This is a genomic window from Rhizobium sp. BR 314 (assembly GCF_047445805.1).
GTDB lineage: Bacteria > Pseudomonadota > Alphaproteobacteria > Rhizobiales > Rhizobiaceae > Rhizobium > Rhizobium lusitanum_B.
On record NZ_JARWLA010000034.1, the window covers coordinates 14036 to 37611 of the forward strand.

General features: G+C 58.3%; 22 protein-coding genes. 14 read left to right on the forward strand and 8 right to left on the reverse strand.

The genetic code is table 11. The features are described 5' to 3' along the window. The gene (locus QD461_RS29085; RefSeq protein ID WP_414090696.1) at nucleotides 1-1020 is read right to left on the reverse strand and encodes a BMP family ABC transporter substrate-binding protein; all 1020 of its coding nucleotides are present in this window, start codon (nucleotides 1018-1020) and stop codon (nucleotides 1-3) included. A 73-nt stretch (nucleotides 1021-1093) separates the two neighbouring features. Continuing rightward, nucleotides 1094-1933, reverse strand: coding sequence for an SDR family NAD(P)-dependent oxidoreductase (locus QD461_RS29090; RefSeq protein ID WP_414090697.1), 840 nt, complete (start codon nucleotides 1931-1933; stop codon nucleotides 1094-1096). 112 nt (nucleotides 1934-2045) lie between these two features. Between QD461_RS29090 and QD461_RS29095 the strand changes: the two genes are divergently transcribed. Then, nucleotides 2046-3455: a PLP-dependent aminotransferase family protein gene (locus tag QD461_RS29095; protein ID WP_414090698.1), complete on the forward strand. Its 1410-nt coding sequence runs from the start codon at nucleotides 2046-2048 to the stop codon at nucleotides 3453-3455. 17 nt (nucleotides 3456-3472) lie between these two features. Here the strand turns inward: QD461_RS29095 and QD461_RS29100 are convergent, their stop codons facing one another. Further along, nucleotides 3473-3844, reverse strand: a complete 372-nt coding sequence (locus QD461_RS29100; RefSeq protein WP_414090699.1) for a cupin domain-containing protein — start codon at nucleotides 3842-3844, stop codon at nucleotides 3473-3475. Nucleotides 3845-4261: 417 nt separating this feature from the next. Between QD461_RS29100 and QD461_RS29105 the strand changes: the two genes are divergently transcribed. The 3 genes from QD461_RS29105 (at nucleotide 4262) to QD461_RS29115 (ending at nucleotide 7690) form a co-directional block, all read left to right on the forward strand. Continuing rightward, the gene (locus tag QD461_RS29105) at nucleotides 4262-5788 is read left to right on the forward strand and encodes an HAL/PAL/TAL family ammonia-lyase (protein ID WP_414090700.1); all 1527 of its coding nucleotides are present in this window, start codon (nucleotides 4262-4264) and stop codon (nucleotides 5786-5788) included. A 72-nt stretch (nucleotides 5789-5860) separates the two neighbouring features. Continuing rightward, complete coding sequence (locus QD461_RS29110) at nucleotides 5861-6865, forward strand: ornithine cyclodeaminase family protein (RefSeq protein WP_414090701.1); 1005 nt, start codon at nucleotides 5861-5863, stop codon at nucleotides 6863-6865. Between the two features lie 6 nt (nucleotides 6866-6871). After that, nucleotides 6872-7690 carry a phosphate/phosphite/phosphonate ABC transporter substrate-binding protein gene (locus QD461_RS29115; protein WP_414090702.1) on the forward strand — a complete coding sequence of 273 codons (819 nt, stop codon included), beginning with the start codon at nucleotides 6872-6874 and terminating at the stop codon, nucleotides 7688-7690. Between the two features lie 66 nt (nucleotides 7691-7756). Here QD461_RS29115 and QD461_RS29120 read toward each other — a convergent pair whose 3' ends face one another. After that, nucleotides 7757-8338 (reverse strand): nucleoside 2-deoxyribosyltransferase, encoded by a 582-nt coding sequence (locus QD461_RS29120; RefSeq protein ID WP_414090703.1) that lies wholly within the window; start codon nucleotides 8336-8338, stop codon nucleotides 7757-7759. Between the two features lie 218 nt (nucleotides 8339-8556). Between QD461_RS29120 and QD461_RS29125 the strand changes: the two genes are divergently transcribed. From QD461_RS29125 to QD461_RS29140, 4 genes are all read left to right on the forward strand, one after another. Beyond that, on the forward strand, nucleotides 8557-9804 hold the full coding sequence (locus QD461_RS29125) for an adenylate/guanylate cyclase domain-containing protein (protein ID WP_414090704.1): 1248 nt from the start codon (nucleotides 8557-8559) through the stop codon (nucleotides 9802-9804). A 248-nt stretch (nucleotides 9805-10052) separates the two neighbouring features. Continuing rightward, the gene (locus tag QD461_RS29130) at nucleotides 10053-10574 is read left to right on the forward strand and encodes a DUF992 domain-containing protein (RefSeq protein WP_184709186.1); all 522 of its coding nucleotides are present in this window, start codon (nucleotides 10053-10055) and stop codon (nucleotides 10572-10574) included. Nucleotides 10575-10821: 247 nt separating this feature from the next. Then, nucleotides 10822-12051, forward strand: a complete 1230-nt coding sequence (pepT, locus tag QD461_RS29135; protein ID WP_414090705.1) for a peptidase T — start codon at nucleotides 10822-10824, stop codon at nucleotides 12049-12051. Nucleotides 12052-12331: 280 nt separating this feature from the next. Then, the gene (locus tag QD461_RS29140) at nucleotides 12332-13063 is read left to right on the forward strand and encodes a hypothetical protein (protein WP_414090706.1); all 732 of its coding nucleotides are present in this window, start codon (nucleotides 12332-12334) and stop codon (nucleotides 13061-13063) included. Nucleotides 13064-13178: 115 nt separating this feature from the next. On the opposite strand, the gene QD461_RS29145 is transcribed toward QD461_RS29140, so the two are convergent. Continuing rightward, on the reverse strand, nucleotides 13179-13802 hold the full coding sequence (locus QD461_RS29145; protein ID WP_414090707.1) for a hypothetical protein: 624 nt from the start codon (nucleotides 13800-13802) through the stop codon (nucleotides 13179-13181). A gap of 299 nt (nucleotides 13803-14101) precedes the next feature. On the opposite strand from QD461_RS29145, the gene QD461_RS29150 reads away from it, so the two are divergent. From QD461_RS29150 to QD461_RS29170, 5 genes are all read left to right on the forward strand, one after another. Beyond that, a complete protein-coding gene (locus QD461_RS29150; protein ID WP_414090708.1) occupies nucleotides 14102-15007 on the forward strand; it encodes a hypothetical protein in 906 nt (301 codons plus the stop codon). A 421-nt stretch (nucleotides 15008-15428) separates the two neighbouring features. After that, nucleotides 15429-15926, forward strand: a complete 498-nt coding sequence (locus tag QD461_RS29155) for a spore coat U domain-containing protein (RefSeq protein ID WP_414090709.1) — start codon at nucleotides 15429-15431, stop codon at nucleotides 15924-15926. Between the two features lie 27 nt (nucleotides 15927-15953). Beyond that, complete coding sequence (locus QD461_RS29160; protein ID WP_414090710.1) at nucleotides 15954-16673, forward strand: molecular chaperone; 720 nt, start codon at nucleotides 15954-15956, stop codon at nucleotides 16671-16673. Further along, on the forward strand, nucleotides 16645-19059 hold the full coding sequence (locus QD461_RS29165; protein WP_414090711.1) for a fimbria/pilus outer membrane usher protein: 2415 nt from the start codon (nucleotides 16645-16647) through the stop codon (nucleotides 19057-19059). Before QD461_RS29160 ends, QD461_RS29165 begins: the two co-directional genes overlap by 29 nt. Nucleotides 19060-19073: 14 nt before the next feature. After that, nucleotides 19074-20036, forward strand: a complete 963-nt coding sequence (locus QD461_RS29170; protein WP_414090712.1) for a spore coat U domain-containing protein — start codon at nucleotides 19074-19076, stop codon at nucleotides 20034-20036. Between the two features lie 84 nt (nucleotides 20037-20120). Here the strand turns inward: QD461_RS29170 and QD461_RS29175 are convergent, their stop codons facing one another. The 3 genes from QD461_RS29175 to QD461_RS29185 form a co-directional block, all read right to left on the reverse strand. Then, nucleotides 20121-21911 carry a GGDEF domain-containing protein gene (locus tag QD461_RS29175; protein WP_414090713.1) on the reverse strand — a complete coding sequence of 597 codons (1791 nt, stop codon included), beginning with the start codon at nucleotides 21909-21911 and terminating at the stop codon, nucleotides 20121-20123. Between the two features lie 236 nt (nucleotides 21912-22147). Then, nucleotides 22148-22456, reverse strand: coding sequence for a hypothetical protein (locus QD461_RS29180; protein ID WP_414090714.1), 309 nt, complete (start codon nucleotides 22454-22456; stop codon nucleotides 22148-22150). Between the two features lie 28 nt (nucleotides 22457-22484). Next, the gene (locus QD461_RS29185) at nucleotides 22485-22763 is read right to left on the reverse strand and encodes a hypothetical protein (protein WP_414090715.1); all 279 of its coding nucleotides are present in this window, start codon (nucleotides 22761-22763) and stop codon (nucleotides 22485-22487) included. A 243-nt stretch (nucleotides 22764-23006) separates the two neighbouring features. Here QD461_RS29185 and QD461_RS29190 point away from each other — a divergent pair, with 243 nt between their 5' ends. Next, nucleotides 23007-23552: a GNAT family N-acetyltransferase gene (locus QD461_RS29190; protein WP_414090716.1), complete on the forward strand. Its 546-nt coding sequence runs from the start codon at nucleotides 23007-23009 to the stop codon at nucleotides 23550-23552. The last annotated feature ends 24 nt before the right edge of the window (nucleotides 23553-23576 follow it).

Genomic DNA, 23576 nt, shown 5'->3' on the forward strand with positions numbered 1-23576 from the left:
TCACTGAGCCATGGGATCAGGGATAGCGATCGCACCCGATACGATCCTTGCCTGGATTTCCTTGAGTTTGCCGATGACTTCGGTTTCCTTTGCGACCGCGCAGCCGGAGGCCGCAACGTCCGGTGACATGGCCAGCAGCTCCAGTCCGCCTTCGGCAAGGCCGAAGCCCACTACCGGCTTGGCGGAGCCCTTGAGGATGCCGTCGATGGTGGCAGGAAGAATGACATCGACGCGCTTGAGCGTGCTGTCGAGGATGGCGCCGGGAGCATCGCCACACTGATTGACGTCGAGGCCGATCGCCATCGCGCCGGGCTTGTCAGCCACCGCCTTGAAGACGCCGCCATTGCTGCCCGCCGCGACCGCATAGATGCGGTCCGCTCCATTCGCGAGCTGCAATGCGGCTTGCGTCTGCGCCCTCACCGGATCCTGGAAGGGATTATCGCCGCCGATCCATGAGGTCGGCAGGACGTTGATGTCGGAGCGCACCGCCTTTGCGCCGAGCGCGAAGGAATCGGTGTAGCGATGCAGGAACGGGATATCGAGAGCGCCGATCACACCCACCGTGTTGCTGCTCGAGGTCAAGGCAGCCTCCGCGCCGGCGAGATAGGCGGATTCCTGTTCGCGGAACACGGCGCAGTGAACATTCTTCGGCGCATCCGGAATGCAGGTATCGATGATGACGAAATTCGATTCCGGATAATCCGGCGCCAGATCGGCGATGATATCGCCGAACTCAAAGCCCATGACGGCGATGATCTGGGCCTTCATGTCGATTGCGGCCTGGACGTTCTGTCTGCGGGTAGATGGATCGGTGCCTTCGAAGATACGCGCTTTCACGCCGTGAGCCTCTGCGGCTTTTTCGATGCCGATCTTTCCGAGGCCGAGGAACTTGTTCACTCCAATGCGGCTGGGCGTGACCAGAACGTAGGTGGCGTCTTCAGCCTTGGCCGGCACCCAAAGCAATGCAAGGGCAAGGGCGGAACCGAGGCAGATATTCAGGAATTTGCTGGTGGTGGTCATTTGAGACTCCAAGGGCAAGTATGTCGCGGGAGTTGCGGAACGCAGAAGCGCCGAACAGCCAGGGCGCATTGGTTCAATAGGGCGTATCGCCACCATCGGCGTTGATCGCCTGGCCGCGAATGATCATCGCGTCGTCGCTGAGCAGGAACGAGATCGTGCGCGCGAGTTCGGCCGGATCGATGTGCCGGCGCAATTGCGAGCTGACGAGCTGCTTGAACACGTCATCGGGAGCCTGATCGACGAGACCGCCATAGGCGACTGCGACCTCGCGGAGCATGTCCGTCGCCATGCCGCCTGGGCAGACGCAGTTCACGTTGATGTCGTTCGGCGCGAGCACTTCAGACAGGACGCGCGTGAAGTTGATCATGGCCGCCTTGCTGGCGCTGTAGGCGAGCGACTGGGTGTGTCCCTTCTTGCCAGCCTCCGATGCGACATTGACGATTGCGCCCTTGATGCCCTTCGCAATCATTGCCTTGGCGACAAGTCGCGCGGCTTCGAACGCGCCAAAGACATTGATGGAGAAAATGCGCTCCCAATCCGTCCAGGGCGTTTCAAGAGGATCGACATGTCGGACGATGGCCGCACAGTTGACGAGCCCGTCCAGGGCGCCGAGCCGATACTCAGCCTGCCCGATTGCCGCTGCGATAGACTCGGCGCTGCTAAGGTCGACCACGACGCCAGAAACCGTTTTGGAATGTGGCCCGAGGCCTGCAATTGCCTCATTCAAGGCCTGCTCGCGGACATCGCCGATGACGACCGAGGCGCCTTCAGCCGCCAGCAGTTCAGCGGCGGCCTTGCCGGCACCGCCTGCACCGCCGAGGACTAGATAACGTTTGCCAGCATGCGAGCGCGTTGGCACGACTTGCCGTATGGCCAATGGCGCATGCTCGCCCCTGGTGGCGAAAGATCCCATTTTTTCCTCCCCTGGGCCTACTGACCGAGGCCCTTCATCTCGTTCTCCGCAAACCAAGTTGCTCCATTCTTCGAGATCTGACAAAGTCCACTTGTCGAGAAGTGGATCAGGAATGAACAGGATTTCACCGGCAAGGATCAGCCGGCTCATTGGTGACTGGCGCATGCTCGAGGGCAAGATCAGCCAGCAGCTGAGTTTGGCAATCGCCAAGTTGATCGCCGCGAGAGAGCTGCCCGTCGGTGGTCTGTTACCCTCGGAACGAGCGCTTGCGACGGCGCTTGCAGTAAGCCGGGGAACGGTCGTTGCGGCCTATGCTTCTTTGCGGGATGCGGAAGTGCTGGACAGCCGGCATGGCAGCGGCCATCGCATCGTTGCGTCTGCAACCACCTCGGGGGCTGCGCATACGCGCCTTGCCGGCGAAGTCTTGGCGCTCCCCCAGGATATCGATATGACCAGCGGCGCCCTGCCGCCCTCACCCGTTCTCACCCGAATGCTTGCCGCTTTGCGCGGTGCCGATCTTGCGAGCGTGGCCGCAGGCCTTGGTTACGATGCCTCCGGTCTGCCTGCGCTCCGCTGGGCTGTCGCTCGTTACTATACAGACCTCGGACTTCCGACCCATCCCGACAATATTCTGATTACCAGCGGCGCCCAGCAGGCGGTTTGGCTTCTCGCCAACGCCCTTGTCGATCCGTCGGATGCAGTCGTTGTCGAAAACCCGGTCTATCGCGGCTCGTTGGAGGCCTTTCGCCGGCGCAATGCGCGGATTGTTCCAGTTGCTGCCACAGATACCGGTCTGAACATGGTCGAATTGGAAAAGGCGCTCAGGAACCGGCCAAAGCTTCTCTATCTTTTTCCGGAAGCGCATAACCCGACGGGGCGATCGCTGGACGATGCCAGTCGCCGCAAGCTTGTGGATCTGCTAGAACGTTACCCGACTTTCCTCATCGAAGATGGTGCGCAAAACGAACTTTCCACCCTCGCTGGAACAACACCGCGTCCACTCGCCGGCCAGACGAATCCGGAGCTCGTCGCAACGATCGGAACGCTATCGAAGCTGTTCTGGGGTGGTATCCGCATCGGCTGGATCAGGTCTACGCCTCCAGTCGTGAAGCGGCTCGCGAGTTTCAAAGCGGTCAACGACCTCGGTTGTTCGATGTTCGATCAGCATCTCGCCGTCGGCCTGCTCGAAAACATCAGCGAAGCACGGACTTATCGTCACCAGGAGGTTGCCGGCCACCTGAAAGCCGCCGAGGATCTCATTACGGAGCGCGTCCAAGGCCGATGGCGCTGGTCGCGTCCTGCGGGCGGCACTGCCATGTGGATCCACATGCCCGGTGTCGATACAGTGGCGCTGTGCCAAGAGGCACAACGCCACCGCCTATTCCTGTCGGCCGGCCCCGGCTACTCCGCCAATGAGAATTTTGGCGACTTCATCCGCTTGCCTTTCGTCCGCCCGCCGGCGATCATGCAGTTCGCCATCGACACCATTTGCAATCTGGCAGGCGAGACTTTCCCCGCCTAGCAATTCCACCTGCCTACTTATTGCTCCATGTTCACATAGGATTCCGGGAAGAATCGCGGCGTGCACAGGCAATAGAATTCGAGATCTACTGCGCCCGTATTCTCGATACGCTGTGCCGCGCCGGCCGGTATGACTGCCTGATCCCCCACCTGAAGCCGCTGTTTTACGCCATCGATTTCGAGGATGCCCTCGCCTTGGCGAACGATGTAGCGCTCGATCACACCGGTCAAGCTGTGCAGCCGCGTGGTAACGCCTGTCTCAACGCGAGCGACCGCTAGCGACGCTTCCGGAGACGCATCGCAATTGTGCAACTCCGTAATATAGCATCGTTCGTCGGTCCAGAACTCGCCCTTACCGTTCGCGAAAACGATCTTGTCTTCCTCAGCCATCAGCTTCCTCCGTCATGTTTGAGCTTGCAAACTGAGCCGCGAATGGATGGCTCGGCAAGGACCACTTTGTGAAAAGTGGTTCGGACCTCGCCGTTTTGGCAACAATGGGCAAGGCGTCAGCCAAGCCGATATCAGAAGTCAGGCAGCCATAGTTCCTATGGCTTGGATGCTGGAGCCGGAATGATTCTCAATAAAAATAGCAAAATATCAATGGCTTACATTAATATCCTAACACGGAAAACAAAATCATCCCGCCTACCTGGCTTTTCAACAGGGGGATCGCCGCACAATAGGATAGCGGTGTTCTTCAATCGATATGACTGCCGCTGCCCCTGTGACATGGTATGCGTTTGACCTACCTGATCCGACGATGGACATTGGCGGCAAGGCGATCATAGGTGCTGGAGGCAAGCGGAAATGAGCAAGACGGACAATACCGTATCCTTCACCAGAACGCCTCCGACAGTGAAGGATATCGTCGAGATCGCAAGAGGAAACGCGACGATTGCGATTTCGCCAGAGGTCGAGGGAAAGATCCGCTCAGCCCGTGCGGTCGTGGAAGGCTATCTCGCCGATGATCGTCCGGTCTATGGTTTGACAACCGCTTTGGGTGCGGGTGTCGATACCAGGCTTGATGCGGATGATCTGATTGCCTTTCAGATGCGCGTGCCGCAAGCGCGTGCGGTCGGAGTCGGCCCTGCGCTGCCGCGCGAGGCTGTTCGAGCCATGATGGCGGCGCGCCTCGCCGGCATGGCGGCTGGCGGGTCCGGCGTGTCGCTGCCGGTATTTTCAGGACTGGTGGCCGCGCTTAATGCAGGTTTTCACCCGGTCGTGCCGTCGCTTGGCTCTATCGGCGCGGCCGATCTTGCTCCGCTTGCGCACATGGGCAGAGCTTTGCTGGGAGATGGTGAGGCCGAGGTCGGCGGTATGGTAACAACGGCGGGCGAAGCTCTCGAAAGGGCCGGTTTGAAACCGCTTCCGCTGGGACCGAAAGATGGCCATGTTCTCGTCGTCGCCAACAGCCTGTCCGTCGGCAGGGCATGTCTTTGTCTCGAAGACGTTTCTCGGCTGTTCGACTGGTCGCTTGCTGCAATCGCTTTGAATTTCGAGGCTTTCCGCGCTAACACATCCGCTTTCGACGACCGGGCGCTGGCTGCAAGACCGGCCTTTGGCCAGAGGGATGTCGCAGCCGGGCTTCGCGAGCTGCTTACCGGAGGCTCACTGCTCGCCGATGGTGCGGCCCGGCGGTTGCAGGATCCCTTGAGCTACCGCTGCGCTCCACAGGTCTGGGGTGCGCTTCACTATGCAATCGGCCAGGCTCATGAGGTGACGGAGATCGAGCTTGCCAGCTCGGGCGACAACCCGGTCGTGCTCGCCGATGCAGGGCTTATTCTCTCGCATGGAAATTTCGACATGACCGCCTTCGTGCTGGCATGGGAACACCTCGGTCAGGCGCTGGCGCATTGTGCCGCCGCCACCGCGTACCGCACGATGAAAATCATGTCGACCGCCATGTCGGACCTGCCGCGGTTCCTCACGCCGCTTGGCCAGAGCCGCACGGGTTTCGCGACGGTGCAAAAGACGGTCTCGGCGCTCGAGGCCGAGATACGGCATCTGGCCATACCGATCTCGCTCACACCCCTTCCGGTTGCGGACGGGGTCGAGGATCAGGCGTCGATGGCTCCGGGTGTTCTGGCCAAGACGGGGGCGATCATCGAGCGGCTGCGCTACCTCGTCGCCATCGAGCTTATCGCTTCGGCGCAAGCAGTTGAGCTCCGTGGCGTGGAGAATGAGCTTGGCACGCTCACCGGGCAAGCCTACCGGCAGGTTCGTGCTCTCGTGCCGCCTCTCGGTGAGGATCGTGCTCAAGGGCCGGATTTCGAAAGACTGTCAGAGTTCATCGAAAATACCGGCTGGAAACCTGGTCTCGTCCAAAATTCGTGACGGTGCCCAACAGGCGCGCAACCCGCCTTATCGATAGACCGGCTCAGCCGGTAAGTGACTTGGAGAATGGCAATGCAGGAAATCTGGATCGACTATCTGAATGCTCTCGATGCGAAGGCACTGGCACTTTCCAACGATGAAATTCTGGACGCCGTGACCACAGCACTCGATGCGCAAGGGCGCGGCGAGACCGTGATCGAGCCTCGTGTCCATCTCGTTCCAGAGAGCTCAGATAAAGGACATTTCAATGTCTTGCGCGGCTATGTGAAACCATTGGATTATGCAGGCGTGAAGGTCGTCGGCGACTTTGTTGACAATTACAAACAGGGCCTGCCTTCGGAAATGGCTATGCTCAACCTCTTCGATCCTCATACCGGCGTGCCGAAGGCTGTGATCGACGCGACCGCGATTACCGACATGCGCACTGGCGCGGTAACGGCTATCGGTGCCCGCCATCTTGCCCGCAGGGACAGCAAGATCCTCGGCCATATCGGAGCGCGCGGCACCTCTTATTGGAATGTGCGTCTGCTCGATCATCTCTTCGATTTCGAAGAAATCCGCGTCCACTCCCGCCGCCCGGAAAGCCGGGATGCATTCGCTGCGCGCTTGGAAAAGGACCTCGGCAAAAAGATCGTCGTGACGGATAATTGGGAAGATTGCCTCAAGGGCGCCGATATCATGATTGAGGCCAGCCGCCTGCCGGAACCTGCGCCACTCTTCAAAACGAGCTGGGTGAAGAAAGGTGCATTCGTCGTTCCCTACGGGACGATGAGCGCGCTCGAATTCGACCTGACCGACATTATGGACAAGGTCGTCGTCGACGATTGGGGACAGTGCGGTCCCGGTCGGCCGTTCGGCGCGCTGCGCCGACATGTCGATGAGGGCAAGGTGACGGCCGAGACGCTCTATGCCGAAATCGGTCAGATCGTTTGCGGCGCCAAGCCTGGCCGCGAAAATGACGAGGAGACTATCCTCTTCTGGCATCGCGGGCTCAGCACCACCGATGTCGCGCTCGGCGCGGCGATGGTCGAAAAGGCCAGATGCATGAATATCGGCCAACGCCTTCGCTTTGCGTGACCTGATATGACGACGCCCCTAGCCCCAGCCATCGCTTGCTCGCGCATGTATAATCTCAGCCCGCGGATTTCGGAGCAATGGGATCGCTTGTTCCATTGGCTTTCTCGCCGTTCCGATGTCGATCTCGAGGTTATTCCCCACGCTGCACCCGCACCCCTTTCAGAACTTTGGGCGCGCTCGGATATGGGCGTCGTTTTCATGTGCGGCTATCCGTTTTCCAAACTGGCAGCCGAGGAACGTCCCGTGCCGCTCGCGGCACCGGTTTCCCTCGCGGATTGGAGCAAGGGACAACCGGTCTATGCCAGCCACATCGTCGTGGGGCGCGATGCGTCATTTGATCTTGCAGATCTTCCAGGCTTGCGCTGGGGTTGGACAGTGCGAGACTCTCAGTCCGGCTACAATGCGCCGCGGGAGTTTTTCGCCGAAATCGCAAACGAACATTCAGCCCTAGAGACAGTCGGTCCCTTGCTCAATCCGCATGGCGTGATCGAGGCAATCCGCACCAATGCGATCGATGTCGGTGCGATCGACGCCTATGCTTTCCAACTATTGGAACTGCACGAGCCTGATATGCTCGCCCCTTTGCGAGTGATCGCGACGACAAGGCCGGCACCCTTCCCGCTCCTCGTCGCGGCCAGGCAGCTGCCTCTCGAGACAATCGATGCGCTTCAGGCGGCACTTCTCGATGCACACCGAAGCCCGGACGGCCGCGCCATTTTGAAATCGCTCGGCCTTGCCGGATTCGCCAAGCCGGATATGGCGGCCTATGGCCAGCTTCCAGCAAGAGCCAAAGCAATCGATGACGCTCTTTCAGGGCGTTGGTGAATCTGCGGCGCCGTCGCATCGCGCCCGATCGATCGTTTTGGAAGGAACACTGCCTCTCGTAGGCAGTCAGGCGCCGATGGCAGGTTTCAACAGTCTCTCCGCCGCCAGCTTCAAGCATTCTTCAAAGGCGGTCAGGTCCAGAAACAGCTGATCAGGCGCCACTTTTCGCGTGACTATCGCGCCATTGCGCGTGGCGATTCCGCCATCCAGCATCAGATTTTCTGTCATGTCGAAATTCTCGAGAGCCATGCCGTCCGGCCCACGATGGCGTCCATCGGCACCGAGATGCACGTCCGACCGATAGAAGGTACTGACGCGCTCGAAGTGATTTTCGGTGGCATTGGAAAAGGCAAAGGCGGGGCAGCCGCGTGCGCACATGAAACCCAGTTCAAAAACCGTGCCGACATCCGCCGAGACGCCCCGAAATGGCGTGAGATTGGCGATGATGAGATCGGCGCTGCTCATCAGGCTCTCATTGATGGCGCTGATTGCCAGTCCACGCTGATATTTGGTTTCCGTTTCCGGAACGGTCAGATCGCCGGGCGATACTGGCATAAAGCCATAGCTGCGCGCCAAGGCGATCTTGCGGTCCAGCACTTCCCGCGCATTGGGAAGAAACACCTCGGGACCTGCCAAATAAGCTCTCAATTCGCTACCCCTAAACAATTTGTTTGCAGCCCGGCAGCCGCCGAACCATATGAAGGATATGACCGATTCAGCGTTGTCGCGCCAGAGCGGAAGAATTGGCGTGCAAATCCGCAAACTTCTGGCGGAACATCGTTTCCGGCAAATGGCGAGGGCGATATATTCGCCTCGGCGCAAGCAGCGACCGTCGGTGACAGGCAAGAGAATTTGTGGGGTAGGAAATGGAATCCTCTATTGAAGCAACGGTCGGCACGGAAATCGATGATCGCGGTCATTGGCCGACGAAGCAGAGCAAGATCCTCGACTGGCTGATGCATGATGTTCGCGAGCAGCGCTTCATCGACAACATCCTCGTTGAACTATGCGAGAAGATGCGAGCGGTCGGAATATCGGTCGCCCGATCAACCATGCATTTCAGAACATTGCATCCGCAATGGCTCGGCGCGCGGATCCTCTGGCGCACCGGCATGAAGGAAGGCGACATCGCCACCTTCAGCTATGGCGTCGAGAAGACGCCACAGTTTCTGGCCAGTCCCATCAACGAGATTTTCAACGGTGCAATCGAAGTCCGGCAAAATCTGGAGGTCTCGGACAAAAACCAGTTGTCCTATCCCTTGTACAAGGAAATGCATGCGGAAGGGCTGACGGATTACATCGCCTGGCCGATCTATCATACGCTCGGCAAGCGCCACATCGTCACCTTTGCGTCCGATGCGCCGGGCGGGTTCACCGAACGGGACATCACCTTCCTGAAGGACTTGCTGCCGGCGCTGACGATGGTGACCGAGATCAGGCTCAAGAACATTATGGCGCGCACTCTTTTGCGCACCTATGTCGGACCGCATGCCAGCGAGCAGATCCTGGCGGGAGCGACGACGCGCGGCAGCGGCGCCACTGTCGGCGCCGCAATCCTGATCTGTGACCTTCGCGATTTCACCACGATCTCCGATATGTGGCCGAGAGACGACGTCATCGAGCTGCTCAACGGCTATTTCGATGCCATGGTTGAACCGATCGAGAAGCACGGCGGCGAAATCCTGAAATTCATGGGCGACGGGCTTCTCGCCATCTTTCCGCTCAGCGACCCCAATGCCTGCCACAATCTCCTCGTCTCCATCAGCGAAGCGCAGGCCGCGGTAGCGGCACTCAACGAAGAGAACCGAAAGCATGGCCGTGAGGTGCTTCGCTACGGAGTGGGCGTGCATGTCGGCGACGTGATGTACGGCAATATCGGTTCGCGTACACGGCTCGACTTCACCGTTATCGGCCCCGCCGTCAATATTGCTTCACGGCTGGAATCGCTAACGAAGCAGGTGAAGCGGCCGGTGCTTCTGTCCAGAGCCTTCGTCGAAATGGCCAGTTGTCAGCGCGATATGGAAAGCCTTGGCTCCTTTCCACTGAAGGGCTTGGGTGAACCGGTCGATGTTTTCGCCTTCACCGCGAAAGAAAAGCTGCCCGAGAATGCGTGATTGACTATTGGCTGGTTCTGCGGTCTCCCGCGGCCGATTTTAAGCCGCGCGATTCAATCGGTTGCAAAACGTGAAGGAACGAGGGGCTGTGATCGCCGTTCTAGCTCCCTATAATCTAAGGTGGATCATGACGATAGCCGCCTTATTTTGAGGATCGTTCTGGAGTTACAGACTGTAGTTGAGAGCTGATTCCGTCGGCTTGGCCAAAGGGTGTCCCACCCATAAATACTCTGACAAGGAGAAAACAGATGAGAAAAATCCTGACACTGGCACTTTCTGCCGTATCGCTGATGGTCGCCGGCACGGCGGCAGTGCGCGCAGCGGATCTGACGACCTATAGCGACGAGGGAACCGACGAGCGCAATGGTGTCAAGATCGGCTACCTCGATTGCGAAATCGGCGGCGGTGTGGGCTATGTCCTTGGCTCCGCGAAGGAAGTGGAGTGCACCTTCCATTCGACAGTCGGAAAGGCGCGCGTCGATCACTATACCGGTGCGATCAGGAAGATGGGCGTCGATCTCGGCTTTACGACCCGCAGCCGGCTCGTTTGGCTGGTATTCGCGCCGACAGCCGGCTACCATCGTGGCTCTCTGAGCGGCCTTTATCAGGGCGCCACGGTCGAGGCGACTGTGGGTGCTGGCGTCGGCACCAACATTCTCGTCGGCGGCACTGCCGGCTCCATCCAGCTTCAGACGGTTAGCGTTACGGGTCAGCTCGGCCTTAACCTTGCCGCAACCGGTACGTCCGTTACGCTGACTGCAACGAACTAAGTTGCGCCGCTGCAAGGCGATGTGAAATTGACGGCCGCCCCGCTATCGGCTGGGGCGGCCCTTTCGTCGACGGTTCCAAAGGTATCGATGATCAACATTCACCTGCCGTCGAGCCCGATCGGCAGCTCTCATTTCTTCGATAGGCTTGAGCTTCACCGGCGGCCTCGTTCCGATGCGGAAATGGTTTCAAGGCGAGGCGGCGTATCGCTATAGCTATGCAACTCAGAGGACCATTGGAGCCAGACTCATGACCACCGTCACCGATCGCTTCCTTCGCTATGTCGTTGTCGATACCCAATCGGATGCAAATTCGGCCACCCATCCGTCTACCGCGAAGCAGAAGAACCTAGGCCGTATCCTCGTCGAAGAGTTGCTGGCGATCGGCCTGTCCGATGCTCACCTGGATGAATATGGCTATGTCTATGCGACGATACCCTCCAACGTCGAAAGGCCGGTTCCGGTCATCTGCTTCTGCTCTCACATGGATACAGCAACCGACTTCACCGGCACGAATGTCAAGCCACAGATCGTGCGAAACTACGCCGGCGGCGACATCAGGCTTGTCGGCGATCCGCAGCGTATCATTCGTTTCGACGAGCACCCTGCCCTCAAGGATCAGATCGGCAACGACATCATTACCTCCGACGGCACGACTTTGCTCGGTGCCGATGACAAGGCCGGACTCGCCGAGATCGTGGCCGCTGCGCAATATCTCGTCGCCAATCCGCAAGTCCGCCACGGCACCATAAAGCTACTGTTCACGCCTGACGAGGAAATCGGCCGCGGCGTAGACAAGGTGGATCTCCAGAAGCTCGGTGCGCAATTTGCCTACACGGTCGACGGCGAAACCGCCGGCCACATAGAAGACGAGACTTTTTCGGCCGATGGTGTCGAGGTCCACATACAGGGTGTTGCCATTCACCCCGGTTTTGCGCTGGGCAGGATGGAAAACGCCATCAAGATTGCCGGCGCGATCATCGACAGATTGCCCAAGAGCATTGCGCCTGAAACAACGGCCGGCCGTGATGGCTTCATTCATCCGACGGGTATCAGCGCTGCCATGGAGAAAGCCTCGCTTGGTTTCATCATTCGCGATTTCAATGAGGCTGGTCTTGCTGAGAAGGAGGCCATGCTGGAGGGGATCGTCAAGGATGTCATGGCAACCTATCCGGGCTCTTCCTACACATTCACTGTGAAGCACCAATACCGCAACATGAAGACGATCCTCGATGGTCATCCCCAGATCGTCGATTATGCCGTCGAGGCAATCCATCGTGCAGGTATGGAGCCTGTGCGCGGCAGTATCCGCGGTGGTACGGATGGCTCGCGGCTCTCCTTCATGGGATTGCCTTGCGCCAATCTGTTTGCCGGCGGCCACGCGTTTCATTCGCCGCTAGAATGGGTCAGTCGCCAGGACATGGAGAAAGCTGTTAAAACGCTCGTTGAACTGGCAAAGATCTGGGCTGAGCGCGCCTAGCCACTCGGTTTCGCAGAGTAGCCTTGTCCGAAATATGAAGTAAGAACAACCCTGTTGCGAAATGGGGCAGCTCATTCTGCGCTCGGTTGGTTGTGTTATCATTGCGCAAGGCATCCGTGCAATTCTTTATTGCTATATTACTAAATTAGCTTATTCTGTACGATGGTCTTGGGAGGAAAGGACAACAAGCGTCGCCCATTCATTCCAACTCTACGGTGCGCGCGCTCCGATAATCAGAAACTGGCTGCTTAACTGGTCAAAACTGAAACGGAGTTTAGTCATGAGAGTACGATCTTCACGGATGGCGGTTGCGGCATCCGCTTTTCTTTTGTTGGCTTCGACAGCTTATGCAGAACCTGGCGGCGGGACGGATCACAGTGGCAGTTCGTCCAGTAGCGGCGGGCTTGGCGCAGGTGTGGGTGTCTCCCTCGGCGGCATCAATGCCAATGTCGGCGCTGGTCTCGGTTCCAACGGATTGAATGCCGGTGTCGCTACCTCGGTCGGCGGAACGAACGGCGTCAATACAGGAGTGGGTGCTTCCGTATCCGGAACGAGCGGTGTCAATGCAGGTGTTGGCGCATCCTTGGGTGGTTCCAACGGCGTCAACGCCAACGTTGGAACGTCTGTCGGCTCTGGCGGAGTAAACGCAAGCCTCGGGGCATCGGTTGGCGGATCCGGCGGCATTAATGCCGGCGTCGGTGCGTCCCTGGGCGGGTCTGGACTTGGCGTCGGAGCGGGTGTCGGCGTCGGCTCCGGTGGTACTGGTACCGGCACGGGCGGTACGGGTGGCCTGGGTACGGCAGGTGCAGGAACAGGCGCGAACGGAACTGGTTCCGGCCTCGGCACCGGTTCGAATAATCGTACCCTTGCAGCCTTCCGGACTTTGTCGACTGCCGAGCAGAAGCGCATGCTTATTGCCTGCCGTCAGGTTACGGCCTCAGGCGATTTCGACGCAGGTCTCGTCAACCTCTGCAAGTTGCTGCACAGTACTTCTCTCGCAGGCAGACTGTGATACTCGCCCCCGGCATCCGTCTCTGACGGCGGGCTTGGCGATCTGAAGGACATGAGCGCCCATCGTCGTAGGAATATGGCGATGGACGCTCACCTATATTGCAGGCGGCAAAGCCTCACCACTCTATATGGGCGACATTGTCGAGCGCTTGCCGGCTGCGGCGCAAGATCGCGCCGGGAGCATCGACTGCCTGGTTCAACAGCTCGCGTGCGCCGACCAATGGACGGAACCCCACCTTTTCCTCCACGATTGGAGGTGGGTCCTGATTCACCGATGGCGGCTCTGCCTGGGCATATTCCGGATATCCGGTAATCAAAGGATCGCGACTTTCGCATTGCGGCAAGCATCGGTCAAAACGTTCAACACCGGTGGCAGTCGCAGGCTTGGCCTTTAAGGCGTCGGAGCGCAAAGCGACATGCTTAACCGGCGCAGCGGCCTTGGCGCTGGCGAAAGGCGGTGGCATCGGGATCGGCACTGCCGCCGCCACCATCTGGCGGGCGGACGGGCTCGCATCGATCGCGAGTTGCGGCCCATTTGTTGCGACATGATCCAACGACCTGGCATTGTTAATCGTGATGCGTCCACTATCGTCGAAAAGCCGCATCGCGCGTTCGCTGGGCGCGGTTTCGACAATCAGATAGAGTGCGCCAACCACTGTCCCACAAACGGCAAGGCCGGTACCGAGCCTCCGGGTCACCTCGCTCTGACCGTTCCACCATCTCACAGGCTGCATATCCATCGGTCGCTCCTTTTGACAACTTCTCGGATATGTATTCTCTTGAGAACTATGGCGCTGATTTTACCGAAACATGGCCAATTGCGGGCCATATGCAAAGAAATATTGAGGAAGCACCGTCGCCAACCCAAGCTTGTCTTGGCGAGATATATTTCGCCGTTAAGCTTTATCCTTAAAATTCTTAGAGTTAGTCACGAGTACCACAAGACAAACCGTTGTTCTTGTGATCTTATTGTATCGTGGAACGGGTTAGGGTCGAGCCACGGATTCCTTCTGAAACCTAGGGTGATAAATTTCGGCACATGGTATCCACGGCAGATGAGCTTGTTCGCAACCAGCATTTTCTATCGGCAATGTTGCAGAACGCCCATGAACTCATGGCCATATACAGCGAGAATCCCCGCATTGCCTCGATTATGGCGGCGCAGCAGCGATGGCTGATGGCCCATGCCGGCTTTTCGCTGTTTCTCGGCTATCCGGATGAGCCGATACCGGGGCTTTACGCCAGTCGGTTCACGGATTTTGCCGTAAAGCACGGCATTGCCAGCCGCAATACCGCGGCCGCGTTCCTCAAGGAAATGCTGGCCTACAAGTTCATCCAACCGATACAACGCGGTTCGGATCGACGTGTCACCTTGCTCGAGCCGACCTCATTTACACGAGAGTATATGATGCGGTGGATACACACCCATCTCATCGTGCTCGATACGCTTGATGGCGGAAACCGCATGGCGGCGATAGCTATGGACCCGGACGCGACCTGGCGCATGCATCCCATCATCGCCAAACGTATCATTGATAGCGATATTTTGCGCAATCCCGGAGAGACGTTCAACCTGTTCAACTGGGCGACTTCTGGCAGCGTGGTCGTGGACTATCTCATCTCACGCATCACCTCGATGGATTTTGCCGCCGATAAAGTGCTAATTGGTCCGCTCTCGATGAAGGTCTTGCAGAGTCAGTTCATGATCTCCAAGACGCATTTGAAGCGTCTGTTCAAGCGCGCTGCTGAATTCGGTAGTGTTGGTTGGGTCGGCGCCCCGGGAAAAAGCAGCTTCTGGCTGTCCCATACCTTCGTATCTGAGTATTGGCGCTATCAGGCCGAGAAATATGCGATCATCGACACGGTGAGCCACGACGTGTTGAACACGGCTGAAAAGAGCGACGAACGATTTGGCATTGTGGTTCTGGGATTGTCTCGCGACTAATCTGCCGGATCGACCTCGTATGTGCTAGCTGGCTGTGCCCTGCCCGCATTGCGAGTGTGAGTGTCACCTCATCCAATGGATGAGACATGCTATTTGGACAAGCCTCCTTCCGCGTGACCAGATCGACTCAGTGACTGGTCATTGGCAAGACTGCGTGCGAATGCATCGTTGGAAGTGATACATATGCCCCTATTGTATTTACATAAATTATAATAATCAAAGATACTAAACGTTAACCATGATTTTCAAAATTGGTGTTTGCATCCAAACACATGCCGAGTAGTTGCAACCTATACTGTTCGGCAACTCTTTCGATACTTTCGCGGTCAATGCACACGGTTTCTAGCGCATTGCCAGAATCGGAAACATATGATTAGTTTCTTATATTCCGATGTTTGGAGGCACGGTTAGGGGATCGCGAATGCTGAAAGTGCTATGCGGTACAACTCTCGTGGGTGCCGCCATGATCATCGCAGAACCGGCTGCCATGGCTGCCACTGCAACCGGCAATATGACGGTTACCATCACCATTCAGGCACAGTGCCTGGTCCAGACGGCAGGAACCCTCAATTTTGGCACTAACGGAGTTATTACCTCCAACATCGATCAGACCAGCACGATAGGAATCCAGTGTACGTCTGGAGCAACCTATAATGTGGGCTTAAGTGCCGGTGCGGGGGCCGGCGCTACGACAGCCGTTCGGGTCATGACCGGCCCTGGGGCGGCAACGATCAACTACGGGCTCTACCGTGATTCCGCAAGGTCTCAGAGTTGGGGGGTCACGATCGGTACCGATACGGAAACAGGCACGGGCAACGGCAGCGTCCAGAACTACACGGTTTATGGCCGGGTCCCGCCCCAGACCACCCCTGCTGCCGGCGCCTATACCGATACGGTGGCGATTACGGTCACCTACTAGAGCAAACCATACGCACAGGAGGCTGCCATGCAACACAGGTTGCCACGCATTGCCGTGACTATGCTTCTGCTTATGAGTTCCCACAGCGTGAACGCAGCATCGCTGCGTGTGGCCCCCACCAGCCTGGAGCTTGTCGCTCCATCCGGCACCGCAGTTCTCAATCTCGCCAATGATGGCGATCACCCCATCAACGTCCAGGTTCGCATTTTCAAATGGAGCCAGACGGGGGGAACCGAACGGCTCGAACCGACCAGAGATGTGGTCGCCAGCCCTCCCTCAACGAAGATGAGTCCAAACGGCCAATACGTCGTCAGGGTGGTGCGCACGAGCAAAGCTCCGGTAAAGGCGGAGGAGACATATCGCGTCATCGTCGATGAACTGCCCGATCCGCGGCTCGCGCGCGCCGGAACGGTGACGTTGATCATGCGCCATTCGATTCCGATCTTTTTCAAACGGGCCGATATCAAGCCGGCTAACGTCTCTTGGAACCTCAACAGGCAAGGCAATAGCCTGTTTTTGACCGGCAAGAACAATGGCGACAGCCGGTTTCGGTTGTCGAACCTGACGGTCACACAAGGAGGCACAAAGATCGCCAGTCGCAACGGCCTGGTCGGGTACGTCCTTAGCGGCGCGACGATGCGGTGGCCAATTGCCACGGCAAAATCCCTCTCCAGCAGCGCGATCATCTTGCAAGGCCAGAGCGATCTTGGGCCGTTCAATGCAAACGTTGCTGTTGCGAAACCTTAGTGCCGGCACCGTCTTTGCAAGTATCCTTCTTTCGGTTTCGGTGCTGCGTGCTCAGGAAGTTCCCAATCCGCCTGCAGCTGTTGTTACTGCTGATCAGCCCGCAGGCACACGCGACGTCTATCTTGAGGTATTCATCAACAACGTCTCGACGAAGATGATTGGTAATTTCAAACAGCGCTCGAATGGCTCGCTCGCGGCGACGGCTGAGGAACTGCGTGAAGTCGGCATAAAGCCTCCAGCGCACGTCGACCAAACCACGCTCATTGAGCTTGGTACTTTGCCTGGCTTGTCCTATCAGGTCGATGATCCGACCCAGCGACTCTATGTTCAAGCAGGCGACAAACAGCGCGCGCCACACGTGATCAACGTCAGACAGCAGGAGGACGGCAAGGTTTCAGAGCCTCAATCCGGCTATGGGGCCGTACTCAACTATTCTCTCTATGCCAGCTCCAACAGCCTCTTCAAAAACAGTTCCGATATCTTCCAAGGAATATCCGGATCATTCGATGCCCGAATTTTCAGCCCCTACGGCACCCTCAGCCAATCCTTCATCGCCGGATACTCCAACGCCAGCCTGGATGGCGTCACCCGCCTCAACACCACCTGGAGCTATTCCGATCCAAAGAACCTCCTCACCTATCGCGCAGGCGATTTGACGACCGGCGGCCTTTCCTGGACACGACCAGTCTACTTCGGCGGTATCCAGTTCCAACGCAATTTCAGCCTGCGCTCGGATCTGGTGACGGAGCCGCTTCCCGCATTTGCCGGGACTGCGGCTGTTCCTTCCACGCTCGAAATCTACGCCCAGAATGTCAGAACCTATTCCGGGGATGTTCCCGCCGGGCCATTTGAAGTCAACAATTTGCCGGTGTTCTCGGGCGGAGGGCAAGCAACCGTCGTGCTGCGCGACAGCCTTGGGCGGGAGACAACTCAGACATTGCCGTTTTACTCCTCCAACCTTCTGCTTCGACGCGGCCTTTTGGATTTTTCAGCGGAACTTGGTGTCCCTCGTCGAAATTTCGGAACAGAGTCCAATGACTACGACAACCGCATCATGGGTGTCGCTACCGCCCGCTACGGATTGACCGATTGGCTGACGCTCGAGGGTCATTTTGAAGGTGGTGTGGATCTCCTGAACGGTGGTGTCGGAGCCGCCTTCCCGCTGGGCGGTTGGGGTGTCGCTTCGGTTGCTGGTGCAGCAAGCAAGAGTGGCGATCGCTCCGGTTCGCTTGCAAATGCATCGCTCGAACTGAGTTACGATAGATGGGCTCTTTATGCGCGCGTACAGCGCGCCTTCGACGATTACGACGATATTGCATCCGTGTCCGCCAAGCCGACGACGAGTACCGCCGGCGGACTTGCAATACTCAGTGCAGGTGTGCCGCGCGCCATCGACCAGGTGACCCTGAGCGTACCGACGCCGTTGGATCTCTCCAGCCTCAATCTTTCGTACACGAGGCTTGAAAGTGCAGACGGCACGAAGAGCAAGATCGCCAGCGTTTCATACAATCAAACCTTCAAGCACACGACGTTTTACGCCACAGCCTTCACGGATCTGGAGGAGCGAGGCAACTTCGGGGTCTTTGCCGGACTTTCCATTCCCTTCGGCGGCAATATCACCGCCAATACCGGTGTGCAGAGCGGACCGGATGGTCTCGGACTGGTTGCCGACGTTTCCAAGTCCATGCAGCAGGAAAATGGCAACTTTGGCTGGCGATTGCGGACATCCGAAGGGCAAAACACCAACAGGGAAGCGGCCCTCAGCTACCGTGCGCCATTTGGGCAGATCGAGGCCGGCGTCCAGCAACAGGATCGGGACGCTCGCGCCATGCTCCGGCTCGATGGCGCCATCGCGACCGCCGGCGGGGGGGTTTTCGCCACCAATCGTATCGACGACGCCTTCGCCATCGTCGATGTCGGCGCTCCCGACGTCGAGGTCCAGCAGCAGAACAGGCCCGTCGGCAAGACCAGCCAGAGCGGCCGTATACTCGTGCCCAATCTCAATTCCTACGAACCGAATACCGTGTCCATCGATCCGAAAAACCTTCCCGTCGACGCGGATGTGCCGGCGACGAAGGAGATCGTCGTACCTGCAGATCGCAGTGGCGTCGTCGTCAAGTTTGGCGTTGCGGAGGCACCGCAGGCCGCGCTTGTGACCATCGTGGATAAGAATGGCGCCTTCCTGCCCGCCGGCCTCCGCGGCAGATTGCAGGGAGCAAGCGAAGATTTCGTCATCGGCTATGACGGCCAGGCCTATATCCGCGGATTGCATGCTCGAAACTCGATCGAGGTTTCGTTTGAGGACGGCACCAACTGCCATGGCGATTTCCCCTATAAGCCGCAGCGTGGAGAGCAAGTCGTGATCGATAATTTGAGATGTTTTTGAGAGGGAGTTGAAAGATGTTCCGCTCGATCGTCTTTCTGCTTGCTCTCCTGCTGCCGGCGCCCGCCTTCGCGCAGAGCTGCAATTTCACCGTCACCAATATGAATTTCGGGGCAGTCGACAGCCTTTCCGGCAACCCTGTAACGACGACGGCGACGATGAACATCAGTTGCACCGGAGGCTTGCTCGACGGCGGGAGACGTATCCTGATCTGCCCCAATCTCGGCCCGGGCAGCGGTGGCGCCTCCTCTGCAACAGCACGCCAAATGCTGAACGGGATCAACCCGTTGAACTACCAAATCTATTCCGACAGCGGCATGAGCGTGGTGTGGGGATCAAGCACCTGGGCCTACCCGTCACGAGCGCCCGCCTTTGCGATGACCATGACCTTGCTCGGAGGCCTGCTGAGCGCCGCAACCGGCAGCATGACCATGTATGGCGCTGTCCTCGGCTCTCAACCAACTGCGGCAACAGGTGCCTTTACCTCGAACTTCTCGAGCGCCGACACGGCCTTCTATTACAGCTATAGCAGTGCCACCACCTGCGACTCTCCTTCCGGCTCGGTTGGAACCGCTACGTTTGCCGTGAGCGCGAGCGTTGCCGCCAATTGCCTGGTGAGTGTCCAGAACATCAACTTCGGCACCCAAGGCGTGCTGAGCGGCAATGTCGATGCGACCGGCTCAGTCACGGCAACTTGCACGCCCGGCACGACCTACACGATCTCTTTGAACGGCGGCGTGGCTAACGCCGCGCCGACGGCGCGAAAAATGTCCAAGGGCACGGAGAACGTCACCTATGGCCTCTATAAGGATTCGAGCCGCTCGCAGCCATGGGGCGATGTCAACACACCCGGCAGCACCGTGGCTGGAACCGGAAACGGAACGGCGCAACTCTTGACGGTCTATGGTCGGGTGCCACCACAAACGACACCGTCGCCAGGCAGCTATGTCGACACAGTCGTCGTTACGCTGACCTATTAGACCGCATCACGATCTTTCAGTCTCGCCCTCTGCATTTTAGATTGTCGATTGCACTTGGCAGGCCTTGCCGAAGCGGATGCTTCTTCAGGCAGCGCCGGCGCCACCCGGCTTGGTCTTTGCAATGGGCACGACAGCCTTATCCTCCGGCATATCAGAGAAGCAAACCATGTTGCGGCCGTTTCGCTTGGCTTGATAGAGGCGCCGATCAGCCACCGCGGCCAGTTCCTCCCAATGCTCGATCGCATGCTGCGATCGCCAGTCGACCCCAAAGCTGGCAGTGGCCGTCAGCTTGTGCTCGTCGCTGATGACGGCCTGCGAAAGGGTGTCGCACAGCCGCTGAGCGGTCGCATGCGCAAAGGATTCCGTGACATCGACCAGTACGATCAGAAACTCCTCACCGCCATAGCGCGCAAACAAGTCCTGCTCGCGCAGATAGGGGCTCAAAATCTGCGCCGTTCTCTGTAGAACCAAGTCGCCGACAGCATGGCCATGGCGATCGTTGATCTGCTTGAAGTGGTCGATATCGAACATGATGACGGCAATTCCGTCGAGCTTGGCTCGGGGAGCAGTAAGCAGTTCGCCGATAGCCTCCCCTAGCGCGCGGCGATTGAGAAGGCCGGTCAGCGCGTCGGTCTGCGACAGTCGCCTCAGCTCCTCCGTCATCGACTTGCGCTCCATCTCCAGATGTCGCTTCAGACGCTGTTGCTCACGCAACAGGTCGAGCCGCTGGAACATCTCACGCGCCTCTCTTCCCGCATGGCGCATGGGCGGTGGTTGGAGAAGATTGCCAGCGGCAATATCGTCAATCTGCCGTATGGCCGCAAGCATCGGGCGGAAAATGGATCGCCCGAGCACGTAGACCAGACCGAGCATCACAGATATTGCCGTGCCAGCGAGCAGGATCGAGACCAGCATCGTATTGAAGGCTTTTCGCCGCATTGCTTCAAGGGAACTCAGCGCACTGTTTTCGATTTCCTCGCGCAACTTCTCGGTCGAGCTCAGTCCTGGAACATATTTTTCGCTGAATTCGGCCGGAGACGGTGGGTTGCCGTTATTCAGCTCGAAAGCGACCCGCTGCGCATAGAGCAAGGATCCGGAGAAGTAGTTTACCGTCACTCGATCCAGCAGGAGAGCGATGGCCGGAGACTGCAGAGCGATTGGCGTGTAGGTCTTCAGGATCGCATTCACCTCCTGGAGCCGGTTTAGCTCCCCGTCGAATGCCTCGCGATAGTTCCGGCGCGCGTCTCCCTGCGAAGTCGCCATCATCACGACATAGGACCCAACTCTACCGGCTCGCTCCCTGAGCGTCCCGGCGAGGGAAGTCAGTATCACCTCGGCGCTGGTTTCGGGTGCCAGCGCAATGATCGATCGCCCGGCGATGTCGCGGTAATCCTGAGCGCGATCGGCCGCGCGGAACATCGCCCGGATTGCCTCGGCTATTCTTGCACCGCTGCGCTCATGATATGGGGTAGCGGCGACCGCATCTACTGCGCTTCGGCCGGTCTGCAGCTGCGACTTGAGGGCAATAAAGGCATTGCGCATCTCCGCAGACCCGTCGATTTCCGTCCGGAAATGCGTCTCGATGCTGGCAATGTCGCGGTCCGTTTCCTGCCTGCTATTTCTCAAGGCAGCGATGAATTGCGGCTGCTGCTCTTCCGGCGCCCCCATGAGACTATTCGCGGGGCCTCGCTCCCTGGAAATTGCGGCCGCGGCATGCAACGCAACATGGAACCGATTGAATTCCGCAACACCACGCTTGTAGTTGAGATAGTCCGATAGGCTGAAGGCAATTGTCGAGCCGGCCATCATCAAGCAAACCATGATAACGGCTATGGCTCCGATCCATTGCAGCTGTTGTATTCTAAGCCGCGACAAGGAATGCTCTCCACAAACAATTGCCTGAGGGAGACTACACCAGATTCAGTGGAATCTTCACTTAACGAACAGGCTTAAATATTTCTCACGCATGGATCATCAGCTTGCCGGGACAATTGCTGTGGCAAAGCGGGCGCATAGGCAGGAAAAACGCCGGAATTGCGTCAGCTAATCCGCCTGGATAGTGACAAAGCGCGGCACGCAGGCACCCAATGGCGGGATAGTGCTCCCGACGATCAGTTCTCGACGAGAACCGCAGGCATGAGGTTTGCGCGAGCCGAATAATGCGGCTGACCGACAACATGCGAAATCATCAGCGCGTAGACAAGGACCGCGCCTATGACGATGGCGATACCATGGAGTGGGAGACTGGCCTTGGATGGAGCGCTTGCCGTTGCCGGCCTATCTGGATCGATGCGAGGGGGGTGCTTCGCTGCTGCTTGCGCCTTCGAGAAGGGAAGCAGCAACTCCCTCTCCATGCCGGCTTGCCGCTCAAGCGGCTTGCTGAATCTCACTGTGGGCTTGAACTGGATAATTTCGCCCATTTTTACACGGTCCCTTTGTGACACGCAGCTACTGGCTATTCTCGGTGTTGTTGTCGGCATCGATGTAGTCAACACGAACGACGACCTTTTCGGGCCGTTGTTCGCCATGCGGTACGATTACGGTGACGATGCAGCGATTCTCGCGAGGCTTGACGGATAGCAGACGCCCTTTTGTTTTCGACAGGACCTCATCGGCAGCGTTCGAGCAATCCCGGACCTTGTCGCCAAGCTGAATGACCTGCCCCTGCCCCGCCAGCGCGACGCCTGCAATCGATAGTCCAGCGAGTGCGACTAAGATCCTGATCATCTGCCCAGTATACTCCAAGAGAGGCACCGGGGCGACCTCGGAGCGCAAGAAAGCAACCCTATCCCCTTCATCTTTTCGTTGAAGGTCGCCGGGTTTGGGAGGTAAATTTCGAGATATTGCAGAGCGAAGCCGGTTACACGCAATAGTGGACTTCCTCACGGTTTCATGGAAGGAAATGCGGCAAAACCGTTCGGCCGCTAGATGAACAAGACGAGCGTCGACTATTCTGCCACAGGAAGTACCATGCTCAATCTGGAAACCTCCCGACTTGTCCTCAGGCCCTGGCAAGATCGAGATCGCGTGCCATTTGCCGCTATCAACGCGGATGACGAGGTACGGCGCTATTACTATCCGCGCCTGCTCACAGCAATCAAAACGGGTGAACTGATCGATGACGCCAATGAGCGGTTGTTCCGGGACGGCTTCGGCTTCCTCGCGGTCGAGCGCAAGGCTGACGGTGTCTTGATCGGCGGTGCAGGTCTGTCGCGTCCGGGAGCGGAAGTTCCGGGCGATTTTCCGCTGGAAATCGGCTGGATTCTTGGGCGAGCCTACTGGCGGCGGGGTTATGCCACAGAAATCGGCCGCTGCTGTCTCGACTTTGCCTGGCGGCGGCTGGGAGCCGAATGCGTCATCGGCTATACCTCGGAGATCAATCTTCCCTCACGGCAGGCGATGGAGAAGATCGGGATGTCTCGCGTCGAACGCGCTGACTTCGATGACGTCACCGTGCCGCCCGGAAATATCCTGCGGCCGCATGTGCTCTATCGTATCGACAGGCCAGCGCTCTAGCCATCAGCCTTGCACCATCAGCGC

Excerpts from the sequence above, each read along its gene's own strand:
- QD461_RS29085 (WP_414090696.1), bottom strand. The coding sequence starts at position 1,020 with ATGACCACCACCAGCAAATTCCTGAATATCTGCCTCGGTTCCGCCCTT.
- QD461_RS29090 (WP_414090697.1), bottom strand. The coding sequence starts at position 1,933 with ATGGGATCTTTCGCCACCAGGGGCGAGCATGCGCCATTGGCCATACGG.
- QD461_RS29095 (WP_414090698.1), top strand. The coding sequence starts at position 2,046 with ATGAACAGGATTTCACCGGCAAGGATCAGCCGGCTCATTGGTGACTGG.
- QD461_RS29100 (WP_414090699.1), bottom strand. The coding sequence starts at position 3,844 with ATGGCTGAGGAAGACAAGATCGTTTTCGCGAACGGTAAGGGCGAGTTC.
- QD461_RS29105 (WP_414090700.1), top strand. The coding sequence starts at position 4,262 with ATGAGCAAGACGGACAATACCGTATCCTTCACCAGAACGCCTCCGACA.
- QD461_RS29110 (WP_414090701.1), top strand. The coding sequence starts at position 5,861 with ATGCAGGAAATCTGGATCGACTATCTGAATGCTCTCGATGCGAAGGCA.
- QD461_RS29115 (WP_414090702.1), top strand. The coding sequence starts at position 6,872 with ATGACGACGCCCCTAGCCCCAGCCATCGCTTGCTCGCGCATGTATAAT.
- QD461_RS29125 (WP_414090704.1), top strand. The coding sequence starts at position 8,557 with ATGGAATCCTCTATTGAAGCAACGGTCGGCACGGAAATCGATGATCGC.
- QD461_RS29130 (WP_184709186.1), top strand. The coding sequence starts at position 10,053 with ATGAGAAAAATCCTGACACTGGCACTTTCTGCCGTATCGCTGATGGTC.
- pepT (WP_414090705.1), top strand. The coding sequence starts at position 10,822 with ATGACCACCGTCACCGATCGCTTCCTTCGCTATGTCGTTGTCGATACC.
- QD461_RS29140 (WP_414090706.1), top strand. The coding sequence starts at position 12,332 with ATGAGAGTACGATCTTCACGGATGGCGGTTGCGGCATCCGCTTTTCTT.
- QD461_RS29145 (WP_414090707.1), bottom strand. The coding sequence starts at position 13,802 with ATGGATATGCAGCCTGTGAGATGGTGGAACGGTCAGAGCGAGGTGACC.
- QD461_RS29150 (WP_414090708.1), top strand. The coding sequence starts at position 14,102 with ATGGTATCCACGGCAGATGAGCTTGTTCGCAACCAGCATTTTCTATCG.
- QD461_RS29155 (WP_414090709.1), top strand. The coding sequence starts at position 15,429 with ATGCTGAAAGTGCTATGCGGTACAACTCTCGTGGGTGCCGCCATGATC.
- QD461_RS29160 (WP_414090710.1), top strand. The coding sequence starts at position 15,954 with ATGCAACACAGGTTGCCACGCATTGCCGTGACTATGCTTCTGCTTATG.
- QD461_RS29165 (WP_414090711.1), top strand. The coding sequence starts at position 16,645 with ATGCAAACGTTGCTGTTGCGAAACCTTAGTGCCGGCACCGTCTTTGCA.
- QD461_RS29170 (WP_414090712.1), top strand. The coding sequence starts at position 19,074 with ATGTTCCGCTCGATCGTCTTTCTGCTTGCTCTCCTGCTGCCGGCGCCC.
- QD461_RS29180 (WP_414090714.1), bottom strand. The coding sequence starts at position 22,456 with ATGGGCGAAATTATCCAGTTCAAGCCCACAGTGAGATTCAGCAAGCCG.
- QD461_RS29185 (WP_414090715.1), bottom strand. The coding sequence starts at position 22,763 with ATGATCAGGATCTTAGTCGCACTCGCTGGACTATCGATTGCAGGCGTC.
- QD461_RS29190 (WP_414090716.1), top strand. The coding sequence starts at position 23,007 with ATGCTCAATCTGGAAACCTCCCGACTTGTCCTCAGGCCCTGGCAAGAT.